The sequence below is a fragment of the Nonomuraea sp. NPDC051941 genome (assembly GCF_044593615.1).
The window spans coordinates 74831-100023 of record NZ_JBIUCF010000001.1 but is presented as its reverse complement, the minus strand read 5'-3'; the positions used below and the strand labels follow the sequence as shown (position 1 = coordinate 100023).

General features: G+C 71.0%; 20 protein-coding genes. 10 read left to right on the top strand and 10 right to left on the bottom strand.

From position 1 onward, the window contains the following. Positions 1 to 194 precede the first annotated feature (194 nt). Positions 195 to 935 carry a GNAT family N-acetyltransferase gene (locus ACIHFD_RS00415; protein ID WP_397364944.1) on the bottom strand — a complete coding sequence of 247 codons (741 nt, stop codon included), beginning with the start codon at positions 933 to 935 and terminating at the stop codon, positions 195 to 197. A gap of 346 nt (positions 936 to 1281) precedes the next feature. On the opposite strand from ACIHFD_RS00415, the gene ACIHFD_RS00410 reads away from it, so the two are divergent. Then, a complete protein-coding gene (locus ACIHFD_RS00410; protein ID WP_397364943.1) occupies positions 1282 to 2028 on the top strand; it encodes a YaaA family protein in 747 nt (248 codons plus the stop codon). Between the two features lie 803 nt (positions 2029 to 2831). Here ACIHFD_RS00410 and ACIHFD_RS00405 read toward each other — a convergent pair. The 3 genes from ACIHFD_RS00405 to ACIHFD_RS00395 form a co-directional block, all read right to left on the bottom strand. Next, on the bottom strand, positions 2832 to 4484 hold the full coding sequence (locus ACIHFD_RS00405; protein ID WP_355204569.1) for an RNA polymerase sigma factor: 1653 nt from the start codon (positions 4482 to 4484) through the stop codon (positions 2832 to 2834). 242 nt (positions 4485 to 4726) lie between these two features. Beyond that, positions 4727 to 6823, bottom strand: a complete 2097-nt coding sequence (locus ACIHFD_RS00400; RefSeq protein WP_355204572.1) for a SpoIIE family protein phosphatase — start codon at positions 6821 to 6823, stop codon at positions 4727 to 4729. A 246-nt stretch (positions 6824 to 7069) separates the two neighbouring features. Next, a complete protein-coding gene (locus ACIHFD_RS00395; protein ID WP_397364942.1) occupies positions 7070 to 7633 on the bottom strand; it encodes an HhH-GPD-type base excision DNA repair protein in 564 nt (187 codons plus the stop codon). A 154-nt stretch (positions 7634 to 7787) separates the two neighbouring features. On the opposite strand from ACIHFD_RS00395, the gene ACIHFD_RS00390 reads away from it, so the two are divergent. From ACIHFD_RS00390 to ACIHFD_RS00365, 6 genes are all read left to right on the top strand, one after another. Further along, positions 7788 to 8012 carry a hypothetical protein gene (locus tag ACIHFD_RS00390; RefSeq protein WP_185078019.1) on the top strand — a complete coding sequence of 75 codons (225 nt, stop codon included), beginning with the start codon at positions 7788 to 7790 and terminating at the stop codon, positions 8010 to 8012. A 175-nt stretch (positions 8013 to 8187) separates the two neighbouring features. After that, a complete protein-coding gene (locus ACIHFD_RS00385; RefSeq protein ID WP_350739327.1) occupies positions 8188 to 9678 on the top strand; it encodes a hypothetical protein in 1491 nt (496 codons plus the stop codon). Positions 9679 to 9731: 53 nt separating this feature from the next. Beyond that, positions 9732 to 10502: a thioesterase family protein gene (locus ACIHFD_RS00380; protein ID WP_350739146.1), complete on the top strand. Its 771-nt coding sequence runs from the start codon at positions 9732 to 9734 to the stop codon at positions 10500 to 10502. Positions 10503 to 10525: 23 nt separating this feature from the next. Further along, positions 10526 to 11281 (top strand): LamB/YcsF family protein, encoded by a 756-nt coding sequence (locus tag ACIHFD_RS00375; protein ID WP_397364941.1) that lies wholly within the window; start codon positions 10526 to 10528, stop codon positions 11279 to 11281. Beyond that, a complete protein-coding gene (locus ACIHFD_RS00370) occupies positions 11278 to 11892 on the top strand; it encodes an allophanate hydrolase subunit 1 (RefSeq protein ID WP_397364940.1) in 615 nt (204 codons plus the stop codon). The genes ACIHFD_RS00375 and ACIHFD_RS00370 overlap by 4 nt, the downstream gene beginning before the upstream one ends. After that, on the top strand, positions 11889 to 12725 hold the full coding sequence (locus tag ACIHFD_RS00365; protein ID WP_397364939.1) for a biotin-dependent carboxyltransferase family protein: 837 nt from the start codon (positions 11889 to 11891) through the stop codon (positions 12723 to 12725). The genes ACIHFD_RS00370 and ACIHFD_RS00365 overlap by 4 nt, the downstream gene beginning before the upstream one ends. Here ACIHFD_RS00365 and ACIHFD_RS00360 read toward each other — a convergent pair. Continuing rightward, the gene (locus ACIHFD_RS00360; RefSeq protein ID WP_397364938.1) at positions 12703 to 13533 is read right to left on the bottom strand and encodes a PhzF family phenazine biosynthesis protein; all 831 of its coding nucleotides are present in this window, start codon (positions 13531 to 13533) and stop codon (positions 12703 to 12705) included. The genes ACIHFD_RS00365 and ACIHFD_RS00360 overlap by 23 nt on opposite strands. A gap of 60 nt (positions 13534 to 13593) precedes the next feature. Between ACIHFD_RS00360 and sthA the strand changes: the two genes are divergently transcribed. Next, positions 13594 to 15009, top strand: a complete 1416-nt coding sequence (gene sthA / locus ACIHFD_RS00355) for a Si-specific NAD(P)(+) transhydrogenase (protein WP_350739158.1) — start codon at positions 13594 to 13596, stop codon at positions 15007 to 15009. Here the strand turns inward: sthA and ACIHFD_RS00350 are convergent, their stop codons facing one another. The 5 genes from ACIHFD_RS00350 to ACIHFD_RS00330 all read right to left on the bottom strand — a co-directional run bounded on the left by ACIHFD_RS00350 (position 15010) and on the right by ACIHFD_RS00330 (position 22126). Beyond that, positions 15010 to 16854 carry a ricin-type beta-trefoil lectin domain protein gene (locus tag ACIHFD_RS00350; RefSeq protein WP_397364937.1) on the bottom strand — a complete coding sequence of 615 codons (1845 nt, stop codon included), beginning with the start codon at positions 16852 to 16854 and terminating at the stop codon, positions 15010 to 15012. 132 nt (positions 16855 to 16986) lie between these two features. Further along, entirely contained in the window at positions 16987 to 18009 is a 1023-nt protein-coding gene (locus tag ACIHFD_RS00345) for a LacI family DNA-binding transcriptional regulator (RefSeq protein WP_397364936.1), read from the bottom strand. Between the two features lie 43 nt (positions 18010 to 18052). After that, the gene (locus ACIHFD_RS00340; protein WP_397364935.1) at positions 18053 to 19636 is read right to left on the bottom strand and encodes a membrane dipeptidase; all 1584 of its coding nucleotides are present in this window, start codon (positions 19634 to 19636) and stop codon (positions 18053 to 18055) included. A gap of 259 nt (positions 19637 to 19895) precedes the next feature. Continuing rightward, positions 19896 to 20561 carry a DoxX family protein gene (locus ACIHFD_RS00335; RefSeq protein WP_397364934.1) on the bottom strand — a complete coding sequence of 222 codons (666 nt, stop codon included), beginning with the start codon at positions 20559 to 20561 and terminating at the stop codon, positions 19896 to 19898. A 35-nt stretch (positions 20562 to 20596) separates the two neighbouring features. Continuing rightward, complete coding sequence (locus tag ACIHFD_RS00330; RefSeq protein WP_397364933.1) at positions 20597 to 22126, bottom strand: MFS transporter; 1530 nt, start codon at positions 22124 to 22126, stop codon at positions 20597 to 20599. A gap of 260 nt (positions 22127 to 22386) precedes the next feature. On the opposite strand from ACIHFD_RS00330, the gene ACIHFD_RS00325 reads away from it, so the two are divergent. After that, positions 22387 to 24162: a tetratricopeptide repeat protein gene (locus ACIHFD_RS00325; protein ID WP_397364932.1), complete on the top strand. Its 1776-nt coding sequence runs from the start codon at positions 22387 to 22389 to the stop codon at positions 24160 to 24162. A gap of 15 nt (positions 24163 to 24177) precedes the next feature. Then, positions 24178 to 25143, top strand: coding sequence for a haloalkane dehalogenase (locus ACIHFD_RS00320; protein WP_397364931.1), 966 nt, complete (start codon positions 24178 to 24180; stop codon positions 25141 to 25143). Positions 25144 to 25193: the final 50 nt, after the last annotated feature.

Genomic DNA, 25193 nt, shown 5'->3' with positions numbered 1-25193 from the left:
GGGCAGACGCGCCGCTTCGCAAGCAGACGTGCGACTTCACGGGCAGGTACGCCGCTTCACAGGCAGACGCGTGCCTTGGCAGGCGGACGCGCGACTTCGCGGGACGCCAGAGCCCCGCAGAGCGGCCGCCGGGACCGATATCGACGCGGTCGTGCCCAGAGCATCGGCCGCGGCCAAAGCGACAGTAGGGCCGGTCAGCGGACCCGGTAGTGGTACCGGTCCACGATCTCGAGTCCCTCACCACGGTAGAGAGCCTGAGCGGCCAGGTTCGGGGCCGTGGTGACCAGGTAGGCGGATTTCGCATCCGCATGCCGCACGAGCGCCCGGATGACCGCACGAGCCAGTCCTCGCCTGCGGGCCTGGGGCAGGGTGGCCATGCAGTAGATCCCAAGGGTGTCACTCTGCGAGGACGCCTCGTCCCCCGACACACCGTACGTGCCGGCCTGGGGCACGGCCCTGCCGACGGCCAGCGCCACGCCGTCCTCCTCGAACGCCGCGTACCAGGCGGGCACCCCGGTGCAGATGCGCTCCGCCTCCTCGAACCCGGTGCCGTAACGACCGTCCACGGCCCACCACGTCTCCAGCCAGCCCTGCCACGGCCGGTCCTCGATCCTCACCTGGTACGGGGGCGGAGGGCCGGCGGGCGAGCCGGCCATGATGACGGTCGGATCGACCAGCTCATAGCCTCTCCGCTGCAGCTCCTCGTCCAGCCCGGGCGTGGCGTTCGGCCCCAGCGAGAAGACACAACGCACCCCGCGCTCCCCGTAGAAGGCCTCCGCCACCTCGATCGCCCCGTCCAGGTCGGCGGGCTCGTCCAGAGGGAGTACCGAGTTGGCCCGCTTGGTCACGCCACCGGCGTAACGCAGCACCCATCCGTCGTGAACGCGCTGCTCATAGGCGGGCCAGGCCTCATGGACAAGGAGGTCGAAATTCACCCGCGCAGCCTAGCCGACCTCCGAATACGCCCTCCCTCCTGCCTGCCGGGCACCGGTTGCCGGGGCTGAAGCCTCCTCAGAACGCTTCAACAGCGTGCCGCAGGGCCGGGCCGACACCGGAGCGGGACTCGCCGCCATGCCGGGAGCCTGCGCCCGAGGCCGACGATTCAGCGAAGAACATGGTCCAGGGGGCGCCGTTGCGGCGGCCGGCCATGTCCACCCGGTGAGCGTCACCCTGGACAGGGCCCGGCCACGGTCGGCGGGTGGTGCCCGCTTGGGCCACCGTAAAAGATCGTGACGGGGACGGCGGGAGAGCCTCCGACCAGGAGCAATAAGGTAAGGGGTTGTGCTGATCCTGTTGCCGCCGTCCGAGGGGAAGGCGCCCGAAGGCAGCGGGCCGCCCGTCGGCGAGCTGTCCTTCCCCACCCTCGACAAGGCCCGCAAGCGCGTGCTGAACGCGCTCGTACGGGCCTCCAAGCGCCGCGACGCCCTCGACGTGCTCGGCCTCACACCCGGGCTGGCGGGCGAACTGGTCAAGAACGCCGCCCTCAAGACCGCCCCCACCCTGCCGGCCGCCGATCTCTACACCGGCGTCCTCTACGACAACCTTGGGCTGGGCACCCTCGACGAAGAGGCGCGGAGGCGGGCGGAGGAGTCGGTGCTGATCTTCTCCGGCCTGTGGGGTGTGGTGAGAATCACAGATCTCATCCCGCCGTACCGGCTCTCGATGGGCGTCAATCTCCCGCCTCTCGGCGGGCTGGGCACGTTCTGGCGTCCGTTGATCGCCAAGGAGCTGGACCGGGTGCCGGGACTGGTGGTGGATCTCCGTTCGGCCACGTACGCGAGCGCCTGGCAGCCTGGTGCGCGGTCGGTGACGGTACGGGTGTTCCGGGACGGCAAGGTCGTCAGCCACATGGCCAAGGCGACCCGGGGGGAGATCGCCCGAGCCCTTCTGCGGCACGACACCGCTCCGGACACCCCTGACGAGCTGGCCAAGACCCTCGATACCCTGGGCCACACCATCGACCTGGCCGAGCCCGCCCGCGCCAACCGCCCCTGGACCCTCGACGTGCACGTCACCGACCCGGCGTAAGGGTCGCACGGGCCGCCCGGGCGTGTCGGAGGCACGTTACGGGCTACGGGCCACGAACGTCGGCGCAGCGCCCCGGGCGTGTCGCGCGATCGCGAACTGCCCAGGCGTTTCGCACGATCATCGGCTGCCCGGGCGTGTCGTACGGCCGCGACGCTGGATATACGCGGCGCCAGCGATGCGATCGGGGGCGCCCCGTAGTGCGATGGAGAGCGACGGGAGCGCGACAGAGCCACCCGTGGTGCAGTGGGGGCGGTGGTAGTGCGACAAGCCATCGACGCTGCAGTGGCGGTCCCGTCGGGGTGGGGGGCGCGGCGATGGTGCAACTGAGGCGTTGGGGACTGCGAACAGCCACCGACGGCGCAGCGGCGGTGCCATCGGCCGGTGCGGAGGGGACGGGGGTGCAGCCGAGGTGGCAACGGCCGGTGGGGCGATGGCGGGGGCGCAGCGGCGGTGCCAACGGCCGGTGTGGTGGGGCGGTGGAGGTGCAGTCGAGGTGCCAACGGTGCGACGAGCGACCATGATCCACGGCGGTGCGGGGAGTACGGCAGAACCGTCAGCGGTCTGGCGGGGCGTGCAGCAGTGCCGTCGGCTGGGTGACGGAGTGTGAGACAGGGCCGTCAGTTGGGTGACGGGATGTGAGACAGAGCCGTCAGTTGGGTGACGGGGTGTGGGACAGGGCCGTCGGCTGGGTGGCGGGCGTGCGGCGGAGCCGGCTGCGGTGTGGCAGACGTGGAGTGGGATGGTGGGTGGGAATGCCGCCGCCCCGCGCGGAAGGACCGAGCGGGGCGGGGGATTCGTGCGTGTTAGTCCAAGTAGTCCCGGAGGACCTGGGAGCGCGAGGGGTGGCGCAGCTTGGACATGGTCTTCGACTCGATCTGGCGGATGCGCTCACGGGTGACCCCGTAAACCTTGCCGATCTCGTCCAGCGTCTTCGGCTGCCCGTCGGTGAGACCGAAGCGCATCGAGACGACGCCCGCCTCCCGCTCCGACAACGTGTCGAGAACGGAGTGCAGCTGCTCCTGGAGCAGCGTGAAGCTGACGGCGTCGGCCGGGACGATGGCCTCGGAGTCCTCGATGAGGTCGCCGAACTCGCTGTCGCCCTCCTCACCCAGCGGGGTGTGGAGAGAGATGGGCTCACGGCCGTACTTCTGGACCTCGACGACCTTCTCGGGCGTCATGTCCAGCTCGCGGGCCAGCTCTTCCGGCGTGGGCTCGCGGCCCAGGTCCTGCAGCATCTGCCGCTGGACGCGGGCCAGCTTGTTGATCACTTCGACCATGTGGACCGGGATGCGGATGGTCCGCGCCTGGTCGGCCATGGCACGCGTGATCGCCTGCCGGATCCACCACGTGGCGTAGGTGGAGAACTTGTAGCCCTTGGTGTAGTCGAACTTCTCGACGGCCCTGATCAGACCCAGGTTGCCTTCCTGGATCAGGTCGAGGAAGAGCATGCCGCGGCCGGTGTAGCGCTTGGCCAGCGAGACCACGAGCCGAAGGTTGGCCTCCAGCAGGTGGTTCTTGGCCCGGCGACCGTCCTCGGCGATCCACTCCAGCTCGGCCTTGACGTCGACCGGCAGCCCTTCGGTCTCCCCGCCGCCGAGCTGCTCCTCGGCGAACAGGCCCGCCTCGATGCGCTTGGCGAGCTCGACCTCCTGCTCGGCGTTGAGCAGGGGGACCTTGCCGATCTGCTTGAGGTAGTCCTTGACCGGGTCGGCGGTGGCGCCGGCGGCGGCCACCTGGGCGACCGGGGCGTCATCGTCGTCGTCGGAGAGGATGAGGACCTCGTCCTCGGTCTTCTGGACCGCGGCGACCTCGGAAGGCTTGGGCTCGGCGTCGGACTCGTCGTCGGACTCCTCCTCACCTTCCGAGTCGGAGTCCTCGGCCACGATCTCGTCGTCCTCGACGTCGATATCCTCGAGGTCCTCCAGCTCCACGTCGCCGTCGAGCTCGATGTCCTCGTCGTCGTCGGCGTCGGCCCGGGACTCGGGCTTCGGCTTGGTCTCGGCAGGCCCAGCGCTCTTCGGCTCGGCCTTCTTGGCGGCGGCGGGAGCCGCGGCCTTCTTCGCCGCCGGAGCGGCCTTCTTGGCAGGGGCCGCCTTCTTGGCGGCCGGCTCGGCTTCAGTGGTGCCCACGACCGCGGTCACGGTCTCGGGCTGCTGCTCTTTGGCGGCCGCTGCCGTCTTGGTCTTGACGGGGGCAGCGGTGCGGCGCTTTGCTGGACCACGAGACTTCTTCGGCGCAGCCGAATCCGCGGCGGTCACGACCACGGTCACGCCCTCTTTGCTGAGGTTCCGCAAGAACGCGGCGGCGTGCGACATGGGGATGTCCGCCTCCTCAAAGGCCTGACGGACATCCTCAGACTCGAGGAAACCCTGCGAGCGCCCACGCTCGAGCAGTCGCTGAATGACGGGCTCGTTCAGCTCTTGTGGCTTCGAGCGAGTCGAACTTGCAGGCGACACGAACACCTCTCGAACGAACGCGTGGCGACTATGGACCCAGATGCCCGCTGGGGGGCTGTTGCCTCTCTCGGAGATCGGTGAGGCCGTGCGGACCGCGACGGACCTGCACAGCATTCTGGCACGACCCCGCGCTCCGTACGGCCACCTCCCGGCGGTTGACCTCCACCCTAGGCCGACCGAGACAGTAGTGCGTACGTAAGCGGGGCACTGATACCCGAAAGCAACCGTTATGACTGTTTCATTCAGTCACTCTTCGTGGCTGGCGGGACGTGAATTGCTAGCGCGGTAACGTCATCATCCTGTTCATATCCAGACAACATCCGGTCAACCAGGAAGTCCAGCAACATGTGCGGACTACTCACAACTTCAGGCGGAGCTTCGGTCACAACACTGCAAAGGTCTGCCAATCCGGCATCCAGCCCGCGCTTCCTGTTCTCGACGAGACCGTCGGAGTAGAGCACGGCGGTATGGCCGGGCGGCACCACGAACCGGAACTGCCTGCGGCTGGTCGGCCAGCCTAGCGGAGTGCCGGGCTCGCCGTCGCACAGGATCGCCGTGCCCTGCGGCGAAACCAGGACGGGAGGCGGGTGGCCGGCCAGGGCCAGAGTGCCCTCACCGGTGACCGGCTCCACGACCATGTACGCCAAAGTCGTGACCTGTTCTTCCTCTTCCGTGGCCTCGAAGACCCGGTCGAGCCCGGTCAGCACGGCCGCGGGCGGCGGGTTGGTCAGCGCCAGCGCCCGCATGGCGTTGCGGATGCGGCCCATGCCCGCCGCGGCCTTGACGCCCTTGCCCATGACGTCGCCGACGACCGCCGCGACCCGCCCGTCCTGCAGGACGAACGCGTCGTACCAGTCGCCGCCGACCTGGACGTGGCGGCTGCCCGAGCGGAAGCGCTGGGCCAGCACCAGACCCTTGATCACGGGCAGGCGGTCGGGCAGCAGGCTGCGCTGCAGCGTCTCGGCGGTGCGGTGCTCACGCTCGAACAGCGTGGCCCGCTCGACCGCCAGCGCGCACTGGCCGGCCAGCGCCTCCAGGAAGACGCCGTCCTCCTGGGAGATCTTCACCGGCCTCGTGAAGGAGAATCGGAGCGCTCCCAGAGCCCTCCCCGCCGCCAGCAGCGGCAGGCCCACCCAGGCCCGCTCGTCGCCGTGGGTGATGAAACCGGCCAGGATCTCCTCGTCGTCGCCCGCCTCGAGCAACTGGGCCTTCAGCGACTCGGGCGACTCTGCGAAGACCGGACGGCGGCTGTTGACGGCCATGGTCATCACGTTGGAGTGGGACAGCGGGATCTCGTCGCCCGTGATCCCGGAGGCCTCCATGATGCCCTCGCCGTTGATCAGCTTGAGCGCCGCGCGGTCGGGGTCGAGCAGCGCCACGGCCGAGCGGTCGGCGGCCAGGGCCGTGCGGCCCACGTCGATGATGACCTGCACCACCTGCTCGACCGTCAGGGCCTCGGCCAGCTGGGCGGTGGCGCCCTGGAGCCGGGCGGTGCGCAGGGCGGCGGCGCCGAGCTGGTCGGTCAGCCGGCCGCGCATCTCCTCGGCCTCGCGCTGCGGGGTGACGTCGGTGTTGGCGCCGACCCACTCGACGACCCGGCCGTGCCTGATGATCGGCACGGCCCGCACCTCGAAGTGTCGGTAGCCGCTGGCCCGGGTGCGCACGCGGTAGTTCCACTCGAACATGGTGCGCCCGCGCAGCGCCTCTCTCCAGGCCTCCTCGGTCTGCTGGCGCTCCTCGGGGTGGACGACCTCCAGCCAGCCGTTGGCGAGGTATTCCTCCAGGCCCTGGCCGGTGATGGCGCGCCACTGGGGAGCGTCCTCGACGACCGCGCCGGTGGGGGAGGTGATCCAGACGAGCTGCGACTGGGCCTCGACGAGCGAGCGGTAGCGCTCCTCGCTGCGGCGCAGCGCCTCCTCGGTCTGGCGGCTCTCGGTCACGTCGAGCCCGACGAGCGCGATCGCGCGCAGCTCGCCCGCCGCCTCGTCGTGGACCGGCGAGAACGACAGCGACCAGTGCCTGGTGTCGCCCTCCGCCGTCCGCACGCGTACGCGGCCCTCGGTGACGGGCGCGTCGGTCTCGATGACGGCCTGCACGGCGTGGGTGATGATCTGACTGAGGTCGGCGGCCAGCACCTCGACCGGCAGCCTGCCGGCCATGCGCTCGGCGGGCACGTTGACGACGTCGCTGAACACGTCGTTGACCCGCTGGATGCGGCCGTCGCCGTCGAAGAACGCGAAGGCGAACTCGGCCTCCGACAACATGCCCTTGAACAGAGCGGAGTCCGAGATGTCCACATCCGACTCCCGGGGACGGGGAACGGAGGTCTCGGCACTCATGGTCCGCACCTCCGTCGCGTGCCAGGGTCTCCCACGCGGCACATCTCCATAACTGTGTATCGGCGTAGCGCAGCTCCGGGCGACCGGATTCTGCAGTACATCATCGGCGATGGGCATGTGTGGACGGAAGCCCCCGTCGCGGCCCGGTCGCCTTTAGGGTCTACGCATCCTGTCAAAGTCGCTCCACATTGCGCAGCAAGATCAGGTTACAGCGCTCGATCGCCGGGGCCGAGACCCCGGCCCCAACTACTTCGACGCGCGCTTGGCCTCCTGCTTGAAGGCTCGCACTCGGGCCAGGCTGTCGGCGTCGACCACGTCGGCCACCGACCGGCTCGACCCCTCCTCGCCATAGTGTCCGGCCGCTTCCCGCCAGCCCGGCGGCTGGACCTCCAACTGCTTCCCCAGCAATGCCAGAAAAATCTGGGCCTTCTGTTTGCCGTATCCCGGCAGGGCCATCAGTCGTTTCAGCAACTCTTTGCCGTCGGCGGCGTCTGCCCACAGCTTCTCCGGCTGACCGTCGTAGTGCTCGACGAAGTAGGCGGCGAGCTGCTGGACCCGGGCCGCCATGGACTTGGGGTAGCGGTGCACGGCCGGCTTCTCGGCCAGCAGCGCCGCGAACGCCTCCGGGTCGTAGGAGGCGATCTCCCCGGCGGTCAGGTCGTGGCCCAGACGCTGGGAGATCGTATATGGCCCCGTGAACGCCCATTCCATGGGGATCTGCTGGTCGAGCAGCATGCCGACGAGCAGGGCGAGCGGGCTGCGGCCGAGGAGCTCGTCTGCCTCGCTCCGCTGGGCGAGCTGGATGCGCATGGAGACAGCTTCGCACGAATGGGCACCGGGTGACGTGAACACAACCGCCGCGGAGCCTTGACAGCCGCCCGAGAAAAGGTGAAATGAGAGCGCAAGTCGCCCTGCCGACATTCCTGGGGGTTTGCCCCCTGGTCTCCAGAGGAATCTCACTTCTATGCTCGCTCTGGCCACACGGTTCCTGCGGGAGCCGGTCAGTCTCAGGCTGGCCGAAGAGTTCCTGACCGTGCCCGTGGACACGATCGACCGCTGCGTGGCCGACGTGTGCGCGTGTGCGCAGCATCTCGGCGTCTCGGCGACGCCGGAGATCGTGGAGCGCATCGCTCGCGAGCATCTGCTCGCGATCGTCAACTCAGCGCCTCCGCCCCGAAGTTCCCGGTAACCAAACAAAAGCCCGGAAGTCGAGTTAAGTCCCATCCAGAAGTCCCCGATAACATCGGGGTCACCAGGCCGAGTTCTCCGCACCGTTTGCGCCTGGAATACGAGAGAGTGAGGGTGTGCGCCGACACCGACGAGATCCCCGGGAGAGCACCCCGCCAGACGACGTGTTCAAGGAGATGGTGCAGGCGGCTCGCGAGCTGCTCGCCGTACGCACCCCTCTGGACGCGGAGCTGATGGTCTCCGACATGATCGGGGCCTGGTGGGGCAGGCGGGTCAGGGGCGGCGACGTGGAGCAGGTGCTCGGGGAGGGACTGGTCGACTACGCCGCCAAGGCCGGCACGCCGGCCTCGCTGACGCTGCTCATCTGCCTGGCCTATCTGGGCACGGCCCGCCAGGGCGCCAAGGCCGAGGGCGCGGCGCTGGCCATGATGGAGTCGGGGGTGGCCAGGCCTGGCTGGGCCGACCGGGTGGGCGCGGTCAAGCCGGCGGGCTGTTACGTCTCCCGCGACTCCTACGGCGACCAGGACACGGTGATCTGCACCTTCGCCTACCGCTGGGACGAGGACTCGCTGCCCGTCGACCGGCACGCGCTCGTCATGGTGGTCGACTACAACATGAGCGGCATGGCCCGGGACGCCTGGGTGTCCTCGCAGGTCGACAAGCTGCTGGAGCAGGCCAGGGCCGAGGCGGCGGGCAATCCGCTGCTGCTGTTCGAGGAGATCGAGCCCGAGCAGGCCAGGGCGCTGCTGGAGTCGGCCATGAAGGCCACCAGGGAGCCGAAGACGCCGCCGCCGGTGAGCGACAGCTACAGCGCCTACCACGCCTTCGCCCGCGCCAGGCTCAAGGCGCTGCCTCCCGGGCGCAAGCGGCCTGCGCCGCGGCACACCGAGGCCCCGTACAGCAGGGAGCGGCGGGCCATGCTGGCGGCGGAGTTCCTGGCGTCCGACGCGGCCGAGCACCTGTCCGACCCGTCGGCGGCCTCGCGCTGCGCCGACCACATCATCGACTACGGCTGCGACCAGGACTTCAACCGTCCGCTGCGGGTCAGCCCGACCAAATGTGAAACGTTCCTGCTCGACTGGCTGCCGCGCAAGGTGATGCTGAGCGTGGCCGAGCAGGAGGCGATGCCGCACGTGCTGTCGGCGTGGGTGCGCTTCGCCGCCCACCGCACGGGCCTGCCGGAGCAGGGGCTCAAGGCCACGCTGGACGCGGTGTGGGAGGCGATCGGCAAGTTCCCCGAGGCATATCGGGACCCGACGTCCTTCGGGCTCGACCGGCCGCTGCTGGAGCGGCTGCTGCCGGACGGCGACCTGTCGGCGCTGGCCAGGCGGGTCTTCGCGTTCCCGTACCTGCAGGGCGTGCACAACGGGATCGAGCTCGACAAGCTCAACCCCGCCGACCAGGCGGACCGGCGTACGCTGCTCGAGATCGACCACGGCGACGCGATCGACCAGGAGCACCTGGCCTGGCACGAGGAGATCGCCACCCGGCTGTGGGAGGGCGACCCGCCGCAGCTGTGGGAGGCCGCGCAGCGCCTGCTCGACCTCGGCCACGACCGCCACGACGTGCTCCACGTGCTGATCGAGATCGCCGAGCGGATCGGCGGCGACCCCGACGAGCTGGCGGCGGCGCTGGACGACATCGCCGACATCCCGGACGAGTTCTAGGAACGGTCCCCGCGACGGACCGCCGGACGCGGACCACCGTAGAATTTTCTTCTATGGCGATGTACACCCGCTTGACCGAAGGGCGTTACCGGGCCTCCGAGCACACGCAGGGCCCGTGGGACCCGCGCACCCAGCACATGGGCCCGGTCACCGCCCTGATCGTCCACGAGCTGGCCCAGACCGCGCCGCGCCCGGGCCTGGAACTGTCCAAGCTCGTGGTGGACGTGTTCGCCCCCGTGCCCGTGGCCGAGCTGGAGATCGCCACCGACGTGACCCGCGACGGCAAGCGCGTGCAGTGCCTGTCGGCCAGCGTCTCGTCCGGCGGCCGCGAGTACGCCAGGGCGAGCGCCTGGCGCATCCGTACGGCCGACACGCCCGCCTCGCCGGTCCCCGGGCCACCGGGGCCGGTCCCGCCGCCCTCGGAGGAGGCCGCCCGCTCGTGGCTCGGCTCGGGATTCGGGTACGGCCGCGCGCTCGACTGGCGTTTCGCCGAAGGCGGCCCCACGCGGCCCGGCCCCGCCACGGTCTGGGGCCGGTTCACGGTGCCGCTGGTCGAGGGCGAGGAGTTCACCCCGATGGAGCGCCTGGCCGCCTTCGCCGACAGCGGCAACGGCGTCAGCGCCGCCCTCGGCTTCGACACGCACGTGTTCGTGAACGTGGACCTGACCATCTCGCTGTTCCGCGCCCCCGAAGGCGAATGGATCTGCATGGACGCCGCCACGGTCGTCGGCCCGTCCGGCAGGGGCCTGACCCGGTCCACCCTGTACGACGGGACAGGTGAAGTCGGCACGGCGATCCAGACGTTGTTCATCGCACCGAGATAGGCGCCGAGATAGCCTCTACTGCCATGGTGATCGACCTCAACGCCGACCTGGGTGAAGGGTTCGGCGTCTGGCGGCTCGGCGACGACCTCGCCCTGCTCGACATCGTCACGAGCGCCAATGTGGCCTGCGGTTTCCACGCGGGCGACCCCGTGACGATCAGACGGACGTGCGCGGCGGCCGTGGACCGCGGGGTGACGATCGGCGCGCAGGTGTCCTACCGCGACCTGGCCCACTTCGGGCGCAGGGAGATGGACGCCGAGCCGGAGGAGCTGTGCGCCGAGGTGCTGTACCAGCTCGCGGCCGTCGACGGCATCGCCAAAGCCATGGGCGGCCGGGTCTCGTACATCAAGCCGCACGGCGCGCTCTACAACCGGATCTGCCGCGACGAGGTGCAGGCGGCGGCGGTGATCGACGCGGTGGCCGACTACGACCCCTCGCTGCCGGTGCTCACGCTGCCCGGTTCGGTGGTGCACGCGGTGGCGGCCGCCGCGGGCGTCCCGACCGTGAACGAGGCGTTCGCCGACCGCGCGTACACCCCCGAGGGGACTCTGGTGTCGCGCAGGGAGCCGGGCGCGGTCATCCACGACCCCGCCGCGGTGGCCGACCGAGCGTGCCGGATGGCCGTGCACGGCTCCGTGACGGCCATCGACGGCAGTTCTGTCCCGGTTTCGGCACGTTCCATCTGTGTGCACGGGGACACGCCTGACGCCGTCCGGCTGGCGCAGGGGGTGCGGGACGCGTTGCTGGCGGCCGGAGTGGTCCTGCAGGCGTTCGCGTGATCCGGGCGGCCGGGGAGCACGGGCTGCTCGTGGAGACCGGCTCGCTGGAGCTGTCTCACCGGCTGGACGCGGCGCTGCGGGCCGATCTGCCGACCGGGGTGGTGGAGATCGTGCCGGGGCCGGAGACGGTGCTCGTGGTGGCTCCTGGGGCGGATCAGGCGCGGCTGCGGGCGCTTCTGGTGGACGTCGTCGGCCGCGAGCGGGACAGGGCCGGTGCTCGGGCGGCCGAGGGGGACGTCGTGACGATTCCCGTCGTCTATGACGGGGCGGATCTCGATTCCGTGGCGGCACTGGCCGGGATCCCGGTGGACGAGGTGGTCTCCCGGCACGCGGGGCGGGAGCTGGTGGTGGGCTGGCTGGGGTTCGCCCCGGGGTTCGCCTATCTCACGGGGCTGGATCCGGTGCTGGAGACGCCCAGGCTCGACACACCGCGCACGTCGGTGCCGGCCGGGTCGGTGGCGGTGGCGGGGCCGTACTCGGCGGTCTACCCGAGCGCCTCGCCGGGCGGGTGGCGGCTGATCGGGCGCACCTCCGTGCGGGTGTGGGACGTGACGGCCGACCCTCCCTCGCTCTTCAGGCCGGGCGTGCGCGTACGGTTTGAACCCACATGATCGAGGTGATGGCGGCGGGGCCGTACGCGACCGTCCAGGATCTGGGGCGGCCGGGCCTCGCCCATCTGGGGGTGCCCCGCTCGGGGGCGGCCGACGCGCCGAGCCTGCGGCTGGCCAACAGGCTCGTGGGCAACCCGGAGGGCCTGGCGGGGATCGAGCTGACGTTCGGCATGGCGCGGCTGCTGTTCCACGACGGGGCGTGGGTGGCGCTGGCGGGCGCGCCCGTGGACAGCGCGGCGGGGATGGGGGCGCCGTACTGGGTCGCGAAGGGCACGGAGCTGCGGCTGGGCATGCCGGAGTGGGGGCTGCGCACTTATGTGGCCGTGCGCGGCGGGATCGCGGTGGAGCCGGTGCTCGGCAGCCGCTCCACCGACTCGCTGTCCGGGCTCGGCCCGGAGCCGCTGCGGGCGGGCACGCTGCTGCCCGTCGGGCGGCCCGAAGGCGTGATCTCCGTCGACCTGGCGCCGCCGCCCGGGCCCCGGCCCGCCGTGCTGCGGGTGACGCCGGGGCCGCGGGACGACTGGTTCGTGCCGGACGCGCTGACCGAGCTGTGCGCGCGGCCGTACTCGGTGAGCCAGGACAGCAACCGCGTCGGGGTGCGGCTCAGCGGCGCCGAGCTGGTCAGGGCCAAGGAGGGCGAGCTGCCGAGCGAGGGGATGGTCACCGGGGCGATCCAGGTGCCGCCGAGCGGGCAGCCGATCGTCTTCCTCGCCGACCACCCGCCGACGGGCGGCTACCCGGTGATCGGCGTCGTACGCGAGGCGGACCTGCCGGTCGCCGCCCAGCTGCGGCCGGGCGACGAGGTGCGGTTCACAGTTCGACCTGGCCGGTGACGCAGGTCAGCACGGAGCCGCCCACCCACACGTCCCCCTCGGCGTCGGTGGAGATGTGCACCCGGCCCGAGAAGCCCAGCACCGTGCCCTGTCTGGCCACGTACGGGGCCTTGGCCCGGCCCGAGCGAAGCAGCCACTGGGCCATGGAGGCGTTGAGGCTGCCCGTCACCGGGTCCTCGATGGTGGAGCCGTGCGCGTGCGTGAACGCCCGCACCTCGAAGTCGTACGGCGCCCCCTCGGGGTAGGGGCCCGCCACGCCCACGTAGTTGGGGACGAGGCCAGGGCGCAGCGCGAGCACGGACTCGGCGTCCGCGAGCAGCACCGCGATCCAGCCGGGGCCGTTGTCGGCCCACTCCATGTCCACGATGTCGGCCCGCCCGATCCCGAGGGACTCGGCGATCCGCCCGGCCAGCGGTTCCTCCACGGGGCCCGACCGCACGAGGGGCGGCGCGTGGAAGGCCAGCCCGTCGCCGGTCCTGCGTACCCGTACCAGCCCGGCCGCGCACTCCTGGACGATCTCTCCCTCCTGGTGCGGCACTCCCCCGGCCTCCAGCCAGGCGTGGCAGGTGCCGAGGGTCGGGTGCCCGGCGAAGGGCAGCTCCACGGACGCGGTGAAGATCCGCACCCGGTAGTCGGCCTCGGGTGTGGTCGGCGGCAGCAGGAAGGTGGTCTCGGCCAGGTTCGTCCAGGTGGCGAACCGCTGCATCTCCTCGGCCGTCAGCCCCTGGCCGTCGAGCACGACCGCGAGCGCGTTCCCGTGGTACGGGGTGGTGGTGAAGACGTCAACCTCGGTGAAAGGGCGCAACATAATTCGGAGTCTCGCAGACAGGTCTTTTCCCGTTAACACGCCACCAGCAGACTGGACGGTGTGGCGGACTTTGATGTTGTGGTCCTGGGTTCCGGGCCAGGTGGACAGAAGGCCGCGATCGCGGCGGCGAAGCTCGGCAAGCGTGTCGCTGTGGTCGAGAAACGACACATGCTCGGCGGCGTGTGCATCAACACGGGGACGATCCCCTCCAAAACCCTCAGGGAGGCCGTCCTCTATCTCACAGGGCTCAACCAGCGGGAGCTGTACGGCGCCAGCTACCGCGTCAAGGACGAGATCACGGTCACCGACCTCGGGATGCGCACCCAGCACGTGATCGGCCGCGAGATCCAGGTGATCCGCAGCCAGCTCGCCCGCAACCACGTGACGGTGCTGCAGGGCACCGGCCGGTTCCTGGACGCGCACACGATCGGGATCACGCACGAGGAGGGCAAGTCCGAGGAGACGAAGATCACCGCCGAGAAGGTCGTGATCGCCACCGGCACCTCACCCGCCCGTCCCGACAGCGTCGAGTTCGACGACAGGACGATCATCGACTCCGACGCGATCCTGCACCTCGACCGGATCCCCGAGACCCTGGTCGTGGTGGGGGCCGGGGTCATCGGCATCGAGTACGCCTCCATGTTCGCCGCCCTCGGCACCAAGGTGACGGTGATCGAGCGGCGCGAGCGCATGCTGGAGTTCTGCGACCTGGAGATCGTCGAGGCGCTGAAGTACCACCTGCGCGACCTGGCCGTGACGTTCCGCTTCGGGGAGAACGTGGCCGCCGTCGAGCGCCGCCCCGGCGGGGCGCTGACCCTGCTGGAGAGCGGCAAGAAGATCCCCGCCGACTGCGTCATGTACTCGGCCGGGCGCCAGGGCAAGACCGCCGAGCTGTGCCTGGAGGCCGCCGGCCTGGCCGCCGACGCCCGCGGCCGCATCTCGGTGGACTCCAACTACGCCACCGAGGTGTCGCACATCTACGCCGTGGGCGACGTGATCGGCTTCCCCGCGCTGGCGGCCACCTCCATGGAGCAGGGGCGGGTGGCCGCGCAGCACGCGTGCGGGGAGCCGGTCGAGGACGCCCGCGAGCTGCCGCCCATCGGGATCTACACCATTCCCGAGATCAGCTTCGTCGGCCGGTCGGAGGACGAGCTGACCCGGGACAAGGTGCCGTTCGAGGTGGGCATCTCGCGGTACCGGGAACTGGCCAGGGGGCAGATCATCGGCGACTCGTACGGGATGCTCAAGCTCCTCGTCTCCCCCGAGGACCGGCGGCTGCTCGGCGTCCACGTGTTCGGCACGGGGGCGACGGAGCTCGTGCACATCGGGCAGACGGTCATGGGGTGCGGCGGGACGATCGACTACCTGGTCAACGCCGTGTTCAACTATCCGACGCTGGCCGAGTCGTACAAGGTGGCCGCGCTGGACGCGATGAACAAGATGCGGGTGGTCGCCCGCCTCACCGCCGGCATGTGATCACGACAGCGTCCACTTCTGGTTGGCGGCGCCCGTGCAGGTCCAGATCTGCAGCCGGGTGCCGTCGGCGCTTGAGTTGCCGGTGACGTCGGCGCACTTGTTCGCGGCGGGGTTCACCAGGTCGCGGCCCGAGGTGTAGGTCCACTGCTGGTTGGCGCCGCCCGAACACGACCACAGCTGGAGCTTGCTGCCGTCGGCGGTGCCGCGGTCGACCACGTCGAGGCACTTGCCGAGCGCGCGCAGCGTGCCGTCGCCCGGGCGGGTCCACTGCTGGGCGGCGGTGCCGTTGCAGGTGTAGAGCTGCACGGCCACGCCGTCCGCGCTGCTGCCGCCGGCCACGTCGACACACTTGCCGGCCAGACCGGTGATCGCGCCGGCCGGGTTGCCGCCCGGCGTGCCCGACCAGGTGAAGGTCGCGGTGGTACGGGCGGGCAGCGTGTACACGAACGACTGGTTGCCCCAGTTGACCCTGACCGACTGGGCCGAGGTGCCGCCGTTGTGGGCGATCAGGGCCTTGGAGCCGTCGGGGTTGCGCCAGGCGACGTTCTGCACCGTGGAGTTGGCGGTCGAGTCGATCCGGTACGCCCCGGGCCTGACGAACTTGGTGAGGTGGCCGGTCGTGTAGTACTCGATCGTGTAGTCCACCTGGCCGGCGCGCGAGCCGCCCTCCTGGACCGTGATCAGGCCGGTGCAGGTGCCGCAGCCGCCGTTGTGCGGACCCATCTGCTGGTTGAGCGCCAGACTCCACTTGACCAGGCTGCGGCTCCAGTTGCGGGTGTAGTTCACGATGTCGGCCATGTCCTCGTTGTGCTGGTTGCCGATCCAGGTGCCGCCGGAGTGCTCGGTGCTGAACTGGGGCACCGACGGGTACTGGTCGTGCACCTGCGAGCCGACCGCCGGGTCGCCGAAGTAGCCGTGCCAGGCGATGCCGCCGAACAGCGGGTCGTTCCGCAGCGCCGCGTCGGCCAGGATGGGGCCGCCGATCTGGCCGTAGTCGCCGTAGTTCCAGTCGTGTACGAGCACCTTCGTGGTGATGCCGGCCGCCCGGAAGGCCGGGTACACGAAGTTCTTGGTCAGCTCGATGAGGCCGGAGGAGTTCCAGTTCATGCCGGGGTAGTTCATGGCGGTCGGGTTGGACGCCTGGCAGCAGTTGGGCTCGTTCTGGACGGAGATGTAGTTCACCGGGACCCCGGCGGCCTGGTAGCTCTGGACGTACTTGACAAAGTACTGGGCGTACGTGGCGTAGTACTGCGACTTCAGCCAGCCCATCTGGTCCATCCGGCCGTTGTCCTTCATCCAGCCGGGCGCGCTCCACGGCACGCCCTTGACCCGCAGCTCCGGGTTGAGCTGCTTGGCCTGGACGGTCAGCAGGCGGACGTTGGTGTCGTAGCCGTTGGCGCCGAAGTCGTTGAGGTCACAGCAGGTGTCGTCGAGCGAGACCATGCCGGGGCGCGACAGGTCGGAGGCGCCGATCGGGTTGCGGACGAACGACAGGCCGATCCCGTCCGTGGGCGAGAACAGCTTGCGCATGGTCGCGTCCCGCGTGGCCGCGCTGACGGGGCCGCCGCGCAGCAGGTACGCGGTCGTGTCGGTGATCGACGCGCCGCCGCCCTCGAACTGCTGGTACGTGGTGCCCTCGTTGACGGTGATCGTCTGGTTGGCGCTGCCGCCGGCGGAGCCGAAGGCGATCGGGGTCTGTTGCGCGAGGCCGCGGGTGACGTTCCGGCCTCCGGCGTCCGAGGTGGTGGTGAGCCAGACGTTCACCGTCTCGCCGGCGGCGTACGCCGGGACGGGCACGGCCAGCGCCAGCACGGCCGCGCAGACGAGCGTGAGTATTCGGGACACGGCGTTGTTTCCCTTCCGGGCGGGGGGTGATGTCCATGTAACAAATGAAACAATAAAGAAACTTTCTTTTAGGTGACCACGGGTCATGGGCAGCGTCAAGGCCCATTTGTGGCTATGAAACAAATGAAACGATCAGGCTGAGCCGGTGGAGCCACGGACGATCAGCTCGGTCTCGAGCGAGACGTGCAGCGCCTCCACCGTGTGACGGCTCAGCAGCCGCATCAGCAGCGTGACCGCCATCCGGCCCATCTCCTGCAGGGGCTGGCGCACCGTGGTGAGGGCGGGCGAGGTGGCCCTGCTGACGTCGATGTCGTCGAAGCCCGCCACTGACAGGTCGCCTGGGACGCTCAGCCGCCGCTCGGCCGCCGCCCACAGCGCCCCGACGGCCATCTTGTCGTTGAACGCCACCAGCGCCGTCGGCCGCTCCGGCAGGTCGAGCAGCTCGCAGGCCGCCAGGTAGCCGTACTCGGTGCTCGGCTCCGGCACGCTGCGCAGCAGCTCGGGCTCGGGCAGCACCCCGGCGTCCGCCAGCGAGGCCGTGTAACCCGCGAGCCTGGCCTCGCTCGGCAGCCACTCCACCGGGCCGCCGATGATCCCGACCCGGCGGTGGCCCAGCCCGACCACGTGCGCCATCAGCTTGCGCCCGCCCGCGAAGTGAGCGGCCGAGACCGCCGCGATGTCCTTGGGGGGCGGGGTCCTCGGGTCGACCACCACGAAGGGGAAGCCGCTGTCGCGCAGGCGTACCAGCTCGTCGCCCGGCTCCGGGGGCAGGACGAGGATCGCGCCGGCCACGCCCTGCCTGCCGGGCAGCCCGGCGAGCACCGGGGCGTCCTGGGCGGCCTCGCCCGCGCCGAGGATCATCTGCCTGCCGTGCAGCTCGATGGTCTCCCCCACCGAGGAGACGATGAGCCCGAAATAGTCGGTCAGCACGTACGGGCAGCGAACGTACACGGCGCCGGCCGACGGGTCGTGGACCGTGCGCGGCCGCGGCGCCTGGTCGCCGAGGCGCCCGACGGCGCGCAGCACCAGCTCCCGGGTGTGCGGGGCAACGTTGGCCTGGCCGTTGAGCACGCGGGAGACCGTGGCGATGGACAGCCCCGTCTCCGCCGCGACGTCACGCACCGTCGCGCGCGCCCTGCCGGACCTGGCCGCCATCCACGCCCCTCGCTCCGCCCTGCCGCCAGAATAGCCGGGGCGGTCACGGCCTGGCCGAGGTGGCCGCCTCCCATGTGCGGAGGTAGGACTCGGCGCCGGCCGCCATGTCCCGGACGATCTCGTCGCCGGCGATGATCCGCATGTCCTCGATCCAGTCGGGCACCAGGCCGTAGTTGGCGACGCCGTCCGTGTTCACGTCCCACACCCGCTGGCCGGTGCGCAGCCGGTCCAGGAGCACGCTGCCGTCGTACGACCTGAACGGGTACGTCACCCCGTTGGCGCCCGCCCGCGGAGCCGGCAGCCTGCCCATGCCGTTGACGTCGAGCCCGTAGCCGTAGCCGGCGACCTGGTGCGCCTGCCTGGAGGGTCTGGTGCGGGCCCACTCGGCGACGAAGTGCTCCGCGTCGTGGCCGTACTGCGTGATCATGCCGCCGAGGGCGTAGATCCGGTCGAAGTAGAGCGGGTCGGCCCAGCTGTGGGAGGAGATCACGCCCGGGTAGCGGGCGGCTTCGAGCAGGTCGAGCGTGCGGTCGGCGGCCTTGGCGCTCATGTGGTCGAGCTCGATCAGCATGCCGCGGCGGATCATGCCCTGGACCATGTACTCGCCCAGCGCGGTCAGGCCCCTGGTGTTGCAGTGCGGGGCGGGGGGATAGACCGGCAGCGAGATGCCGGGAGGCAGCAGGCCCGCGATCGGGTCGGGCAGGACGCCGCCCGGGTCGATCGGGTTGTCGTGCTCGGGGGTCGTACAGGTGCGGGCCTGCCAGAAGGAGCCGGTGCCGAGGAAGTTGCCCAGGTTGACGATCGCGCCCTGGGTGCCGGAGTCGAACCTTACGCCGCACAGGGCGTTGTCGTACTTGTGGCAGACGAACATGCTGCGTACGCCCAGCGCGTACATCTCGTCCAGGCCCCGGTCGATCTGCGCTCTGGTGCACTGGGGGATGCCCAGGATCTGGCGGCAGCCGAACGGCTCGGAGGTCTCGATCCCCAGGACCACGGCCAGCTTGCCGGCCTGGATGACCTGCCGCGCCTCGGCCGGATCGGCCACGATCCGGAACCAGCCTTTGCCCGGCCCGCCCTGCTCGGCGTCGATGTGGTCCTGCAGCTCCCTCGCCCGCTGTGCCTGGAGCCTGATGATGGTCATCTCGTCGCACGAGTTCTTCTTCAGGGGGTAGATCGCGCACAGCTGGCGGTTGGCCACCAGGTCGTTCACCAGGATCCGCAGCCCGCCCCGCCAGGCGCGCTCGACCCAGGTGTAGTACGCCTGCTGGTGGGTCAGCGAGTCGTTCGCCGGCCAGTCCCTGAACGTGGGCCAGCCGACGGGGTCGTGGGTGCCGGTGACCGTGCCCCTGCGGGTGAAGTTCTCGAACCAGGCCAGTTCGCCGTTGGGGTAGTGGTCGGGGCAGTCGGTCAGCGCCTTGGCGATGCCGTCGGGGTCGAACGGCTTGCCGCACATGAGCCGGCCGCCGAACGCCTCGTAGGAGAAGAGGTGGCTGTGGGCGTCGATGAAACCGCTGACCTGGGCTGCCGTGGTGGTGGTCTTGGCGGTGGCCGTGGCCTGGGGGATCACCAGGGTGCCGGCGAGGAGGAGCACGAGGACGATCAACCGGTGGGCTGAGCGGCGCGGCATGGGGCACCTCACGGGGCTGGGGGTACCGGGGGCTCGCCCACCAGCATCCGCCGCGTCCGCGTGACCAACAAGACCCAAACATGAGCCCATCTCACATGCCACCCGCACCGCCCGCCGAGAACCCGGCCCCGGTCGCACCTTGAGTCGCTCCCCGACGCACGGGCGGGGACACGGACGCACGGCGCGGCGGTGCGGGGCGGATGTGACCTGCGGCCTCCGCCTCAACCGGCGTCGGGGCGGCGAGGCGGAGGGTGGGGGGTCAGTCGGAGGGTGGGCGGCGGGTGCGGGCGGTGGGTTTCTTGCGGCCGGCGACCAGGGTGTCGCCCGGGGCCGGTGCGGGGTCCTCCGCGCGGCTCGTCTCCGCGCTCTTGGCGCGCGGCCGGGGATGGGGCGCCGTATCCTCCGTGGCGGCGGTGTCCTTGGGCTCGTCCTGCGCCTCCGGCCCCGGAGCCGGTGATTTGTCGGGTCCCCGGAGCGAGGCGATGACGCGGTCCGCCTCCGTGTCGGCCGCGAACTCGTTCGCCGCCTCCGACTCCCTCCGCCTGATCACCACCATGTGGTCCACCGACACCCGTCCCGCGCCCACCACGGCGAGCAGGAGGGAGGCGGCGCCCAGGAGGATGAGTTCGTTCAGGCTGATGGGGTTGAGCGGCGGGGCCACCACGAAGACCCCCAGCGCCTCGGCGAAGAGGATCAGGCCCGTGACCGAGACGGCCAGGCCCGCGATCAGCAGCGCGCCGCCGATGAGCTCGGTGAGCATGGTCACCGTGGCCCAGGCGCCGGGTGCGGGGGCGCCCTGCGCGAGAAACTTCGCCCCGGTGGCCTTCAGCCCGTCTTCCAGCTTGGTCCAGCCGTTCGCGAAGAAGATGCCGCCCACGCCGACGCGGGCGACTAAAGCAGCAAGATCACGGAGGGCCTGTTTCACGGTAGTTGTCTGCCCTAATCGGGACATGGCACACCTCAATCACGGCTGAGCAGCGTGGCCACCGCGACGGCGGTCAGGCTGAGCAGGACGACGCTCACGACCACGGTCGTGTGCAGGGCGTTCACGAAGGCCCATCGGGCCGCGTCGAGCAGGGCACCGCCCGCGCTGCCGCCCACCTCGTGCGCGACGTGCGCCGCGCCGGCGAGCGACTGCCTGGCCTTGTCCATGCCGCTGGCGGACACGCCGGGCACCGAGTGCAGGCCGGGGGCGTACACGACGGCGGTGATCGTGCCGAGCACGGCCACTCCCAGGCCGGCGCCCAGTTCGTACGCGGTCTCCTCGATGGCCGCGGCCCCGCCCGCCTGGGACTCCGACGCCGCGGACATGATCGTGTCGGAGGCGGCCAGCAGCGCGACCTGGACCCCGAATCCGATGCCCACGAAGCAGAACGCCAGCATCACGGGATGGCCCTCGACGCCCCAGGAGAGCGTGGGGGTGAGGGAGAGCGCGACGAGCCCGAGCCCGCCGCTCATGGTGGTCCGCATGCCGATGCGCGGCAGGATGTGGGCGGCGGCGAGCCCACCGGAGATGGCCGAGATCACCAGCGGCAACATCCGGACCGCCGCGCGCAGCGGGCTGTCGCCGAGCACGAGCTGCAGGTATTGGGCGAGCATGAGCTGCAGGCCCACCAGCGCGAACACGCCGAGCAGCACGCCGGCCACCCCGGTCGTGAACTCGCGCCGCCGGAACAGCCCGACCTCCAGCAGCGGGTGGCGCAGGCGCGTCTGGCGGCGTACGAACAGGAAGAGCAGCCCCAGCCCGGCCAGGAACACCAGCACCGACGCCCACAGCGGCATCAGGCTGCCCGAGCCCGCCTCCTTCAGCCCGAACGCCAGCGCCAGGATGCCGAGCACCGACAGCACCGCGCTCGCGCCGTCCCATCCCCTGTCCTTGCGCCCCGGCGAGTCCGGCAGCAGGCGGACGGCGGCGGGGATCAGCGCCAGCAGGATCGGCACGTTGATCAGGAAGACGGCGCCCCACCAGATGCCGACGAGCACGCCGCCGATGAGCGGGCCGACGGCCGCGCCGGCCGCCGCCACCGCACTCCAGACGCCCAGCGCGATGGCGCGCTCGCGCCTGTCGGTGAAGATCTGGCGGATCAGGGACAGCGTGGCCGGCATGATCATCGCTCCGCCGATGCCGAGCAGCGCCCTGGCCAGAATCAGGGTCAGCGGCGTCGGGGCGAACGCGGCCCCGGCCGAGGCCAGGCCGAACAGGACGTAGCCGCACAGCACCAGCCGTTTGCGCCCGTACCGGTCGCCGAGCGTGCCGAACATGATCAGCAGCGGCGCGACCACCAGCGAATAGATGTCGATGATCCACAGCAGTTGCACCGCGGACGGCTCCAGCGCGGCAGTGAGCGCGGGCACCGCGATGTGCAGGACGGTCGCGTCGACGGTGATCAGCAGCAGGCTCACGCAGAGCAGCACGAGAATGGACCAGCGGCGGTCCCCGTGCTCCCGATCGGCAGTCCGTACGAGGGGTGCGGCCTGTATGACGGTCATGGGCCTCCTTGCAGGCCGATCCGTTGACAGGGCCCGCACGTGCTCTTTGGTCGGCGGCGGGAGCCCGGCTCGACGCTCGCTCCTCCCGAGCTCCTCCGCCTCGACTCCTCGCACTCCGGCTTGCGTCGCAGCTTAGGGCATGTCCAGCACTTGTCATAGCAGTATCGACTGATCCACAGATGCCCCGTTACCTCTCTAGAGAGATACAGCCATATGTCGGCATCTATCCAGGGTTCGCCCTCGACCCGATCATGGAGACCGTGGGGCGCGACGAAAGTGACAGAAATGGCGATATTTCCGACCGATCCTCACGTGAATGGTGTGACGAGGCCCTGACCAGGCTGAACGCCGGCCGCCCCGAGTCCGCGCTCGACGCCGCCCGCCGCGCGGCCGACCTGGATCCGGGCGCGGAATGGGCGTACCGGCTCATCAGCCTCGCCCACGAACGGCTGGGCCGCGACGCCGACGCGCTGCCCGCCGCCGAGCGTGCCGTGGAGCTGGCCCGCGGCTCCTGGCCGGCCCGCCTGCGCCTGGCCGCGACCCTGCGCCGCTCCCCCGGCCGCCGGCGGGAGGCGGTGGAGCACGCCACGCTGGCAGGGAAGTTCGCGCCGGAGCGGCCCGATCCCGAGGTCATGCTGGGCGACCTGGCCCTGCTGGGCGGCGACCACACCGGCGCCGAGCGGTCGTACCGGGCCGCGCTCGCCGTCGATCCCGCCAACCCCCAGGCCCGCATGAACCTCGGCCTGTCCCTGCTGCGCTGGGACCGCCCCCGCCCGCACCACGACCCCGCCTGGCCGGTCGACCCGCGCGAGACGGGCCGGGTCAGGAGGGCGCTCGAGGTCTGGTCCCGCCAGGCCCGCCTGCTGGTCGCGCTCGCCACGCTCGCGATCGCCGGGGCCGCGCTCCTCCTCGACCGGGACACCCAGCTCGGCGGGTTCGCCGTGCTGGTGCTCCTGGCGCCGCTCACGGTCAGGCAGGCGCGGCGGGTGGGCCTGTGGTCGTACGTGCCCGCGATGCTCTGCCGGGATCCCTGGCTCGGCGCGGCGGTGGTGTCGGCGGCCGTGTCGGTGGTCGCGTTCGCCGCCTGGCTGCTGCTGGGGGCGGTGCCGTCCGTTCCGTCCGCGCTCGACCCGGTCTGGGCGGGGCTGGCGGGCATCGTGGTGCTGGGGTGGCCCGCTTTGGCGGCCGTACGGGCGCTGGCCGAGACGTGGCGCGGCCGCCCGCTCCTGGCGCTGGCCGAGACCACGCGCGCCCGGGAGGCCCTGGAGCACACCCACGCGGCGCAGATCGACCGCACCGCCCGCAGGAACGCCGGCGTCCTGCTCTGGATCCTGCTCGGCAGGACCTGGTCCGTGCTGGTCCCGCTGGTGGGCGGGGCGCTCGCGGTGGAGCCCAGGGCCGCCGTCGCCGCCGTGGCGGTGCCGTACCCGATGGTGCGCGGCTACCTGCGCGCCCGTCACCGCGGCGACCGGTGGCTGCCCGCCGCGACCGCGCTCGTCGTCCTGGCCGCGGCCTCCTGCGCGGCGGGCGGGCTGCTGGAGTCCTGGCGGGCCGAGCCGGCGGCGACGTGGGCGTGGCGGCTCGGGCTGGGCGCGCTCGCGGCGGCGATGGCCGTGTTCGGGGCGCGGGCGGCGCGGGCCTGGTGGCGGGGCGGGCCGGGCCCGTGGCGGACCTCCCTGATCATGTGCGACCTGCCTGTGGGCGCCGAGCCGTCCGTCTCGCTGGACCCGGAGGTGCGCCAGACCTTCTCGTACGCCCGCAGCATCGTCCTTTCCTACGGCGACGCCCTCGGCCCCCGGGTCGCCGGCGCGGTGGCGACCGTCACCTCGTCCGGCGAGCTCCGGGTGATCACGGAGCTGGAGGCGTGGGACGCCATCGCGGCCGACCCCAGGGTGGCGGTGTTCGCGGCGGACCCGCTGCAGCGGCGGTTCTGGGTGGAGGTACGCGGGATCGCCCTGCCCGACTCCGACGTCCTGCGCGTCACCCCCAAACAAGTGCTCGTCGGCGAATTCCCTGGGCGGCACCAGCGCCGCTAGCTAGAATCTTGTTCTATGCGTATCCTGCGCACGCCAGAAGAGCGCTTCGCCGGCCTGCCCGGCTTCCCCTACGAGCCCCGCTACGCCGAGGTCCCCGACGGCCTGCGGATGGCGTACGTCGAGGCGGGCCCCGCCGACGGCGAGCCCGTCGTGCTCCTGCACGGCGAGCCGAGCTGGTCGTTCCTCTACCGGCACGTCATGCCCGAGCTGGCCGCGGCCGGGCTGCGCGCGATAGCGGTGGACCTCGTCGGGTTCGGCCGCTCGGACAAGCCCGCCGACCAGGCCGAGCACACCTACGCCAGGCACGTCGAGTGGACCCGCGCCCTGCTGTTCGACGCGCTTCGACTGGATCCGCAGCGAAGCGAGGACATCGAGCGAAGCACGCCGAGCGAAGGCTCGGCCAAAAAACACAGCCTGAGCCGCGTCACCATCGTCGGCCAGGACTGGGGCGGCCTGATCGGGCTGCGGATCGCCGCCGAACACCCCGAGAGCGTCGCCAGGATCGTGGCCGCCAACACGGGCTTGCCGACGGGTGACATTCCCATGCCCGAGGTGTGGCACCAGTTCAGGAACGCCGTGCTCAAGGCCCCGGTGCTGGACATCGCCCGGCTCGTCCAGGCCGGCTGCAGGACGGAGTTGCCCGAGGAGGTCCGGGCGGCCTACGACGCGCCGTTCCCCGACGAGTCGTACAAAGCGGGCCCTCGCGTCATGCCGAGCCTCGTCCCGATCACCCCCGACGACCCGGCCGCGCCCGCCAACCGCGCTGCCTGGCAGGTTCTCACGACACTCGAGCGGCCTTTCCTCGTGGCGTTCTCCGACGGAGATCCGATCACCGGGGGCATGGCGCCCATTCTGCTCAAGTCGATCTCGGGCACGTCCGGCCTGCGGCATCCCGTCATCAAGGGCGCCGGGCACTTCCTGCAAGAGGACGCGGGGGCCGAACTCGGGCGACAGATCGCCGCTTTCGTGACCTCCACCTAGCGTGTCAGGAGCGCCCAATCGTCGGTCCGGTGCGGTATAACCGGGGGCGG

What these genes read in the sequence shown, in the direction of transcription:
- ACIHFD_RS00345 (WP_397364936.1), bottom strand. Translation starts at nt 18,009, where the DNA reads ATGGCGGCCAGGTCCGGCAGGGCGCGCGCGACGGTGCGTGACGTCGCG.
- ACIHFD_RS00360 (WP_397364938.1), bottom strand. Translation starts at nt 13,533, where the DNA reads ATGTTGCGCCCTTTCACCGAGGTTGACGTCTTCACCACCACCCCGTAC.
- ACIHFD_RS00395 (WP_397364942.1), bottom strand. Translation starts at nt 7,633, where the DNA reads ATGCGCATCCAGCTCGCCCAGCGGAGCGAGGCAGACGAGCTCCTCGGC.
- ACIHFD_RS00385 (WP_350739327.1), top strand. Translation starts at nt 8,188, where the DNA reads ATGGTGCAGGCGGCTCGCGAGCTGCTCGCCGTACGCACCCCTCTGGAC.
- ACIHFD_RS00390 (WP_185078019.1), top strand. Translation starts at nt 7,788, where the DNA reads ATGCTCGCTCTGGCCACACGGTTCCTGCGGGAGCCGGTCAGTCTCAGG.
- ACIHFD_RS00365 (WP_397364939.1), top strand. Translation starts at nt 11,889, where the DNA reads ATGATCGAGGTGATGGCGGCGGGGCCGTACGCGACCGTCCAGGATCTG.
- ACIHFD_RS00380 (WP_350739146.1), top strand. Translation starts at nt 9,732, where the DNA reads ATGGCGATGTACACCCGCTTGACCGAAGGGCGTTACCGGGCCTCCGAG.
- ACIHFD_RS00320 (WP_397364931.1), top strand. Translation starts at nt 24,178, where the DNA reads ATGCGTATCCTGCGCACGCCAGAAGAGCGCTTCGCCGGCCTGCCCGGC.
- ACIHFD_RS00330 (WP_397364933.1), bottom strand. Translation starts at nt 22,126, where the DNA reads ATGACCGTCATACAGGCCGCACCCCTCGTACGGACTGCCGATCGGGAG.
- ACIHFD_RS00340 (WP_397364935.1), bottom strand. Translation starts at nt 19,636, where the DNA reads ATGCCGCGCCGCTCAGCCCACCGGTTGATCGTCCTCGTGCTCCTCCTC.
- ACIHFD_RS00400 (WP_355204572.1), bottom strand. Translation starts at nt 6,823, where the DNA reads ATGAGTGCCGAGACCTCCGTTCCCCGTCCCCGGGAGTCGGATGTGGAC.
- ACIHFD_RS00375 (WP_397364941.1), top strand. Translation starts at nt 10,526, where the DNA reads ATGGTGATCGACCTCAACGCCGACCTGGGTGAAGGGTTCGGCGTCTGG.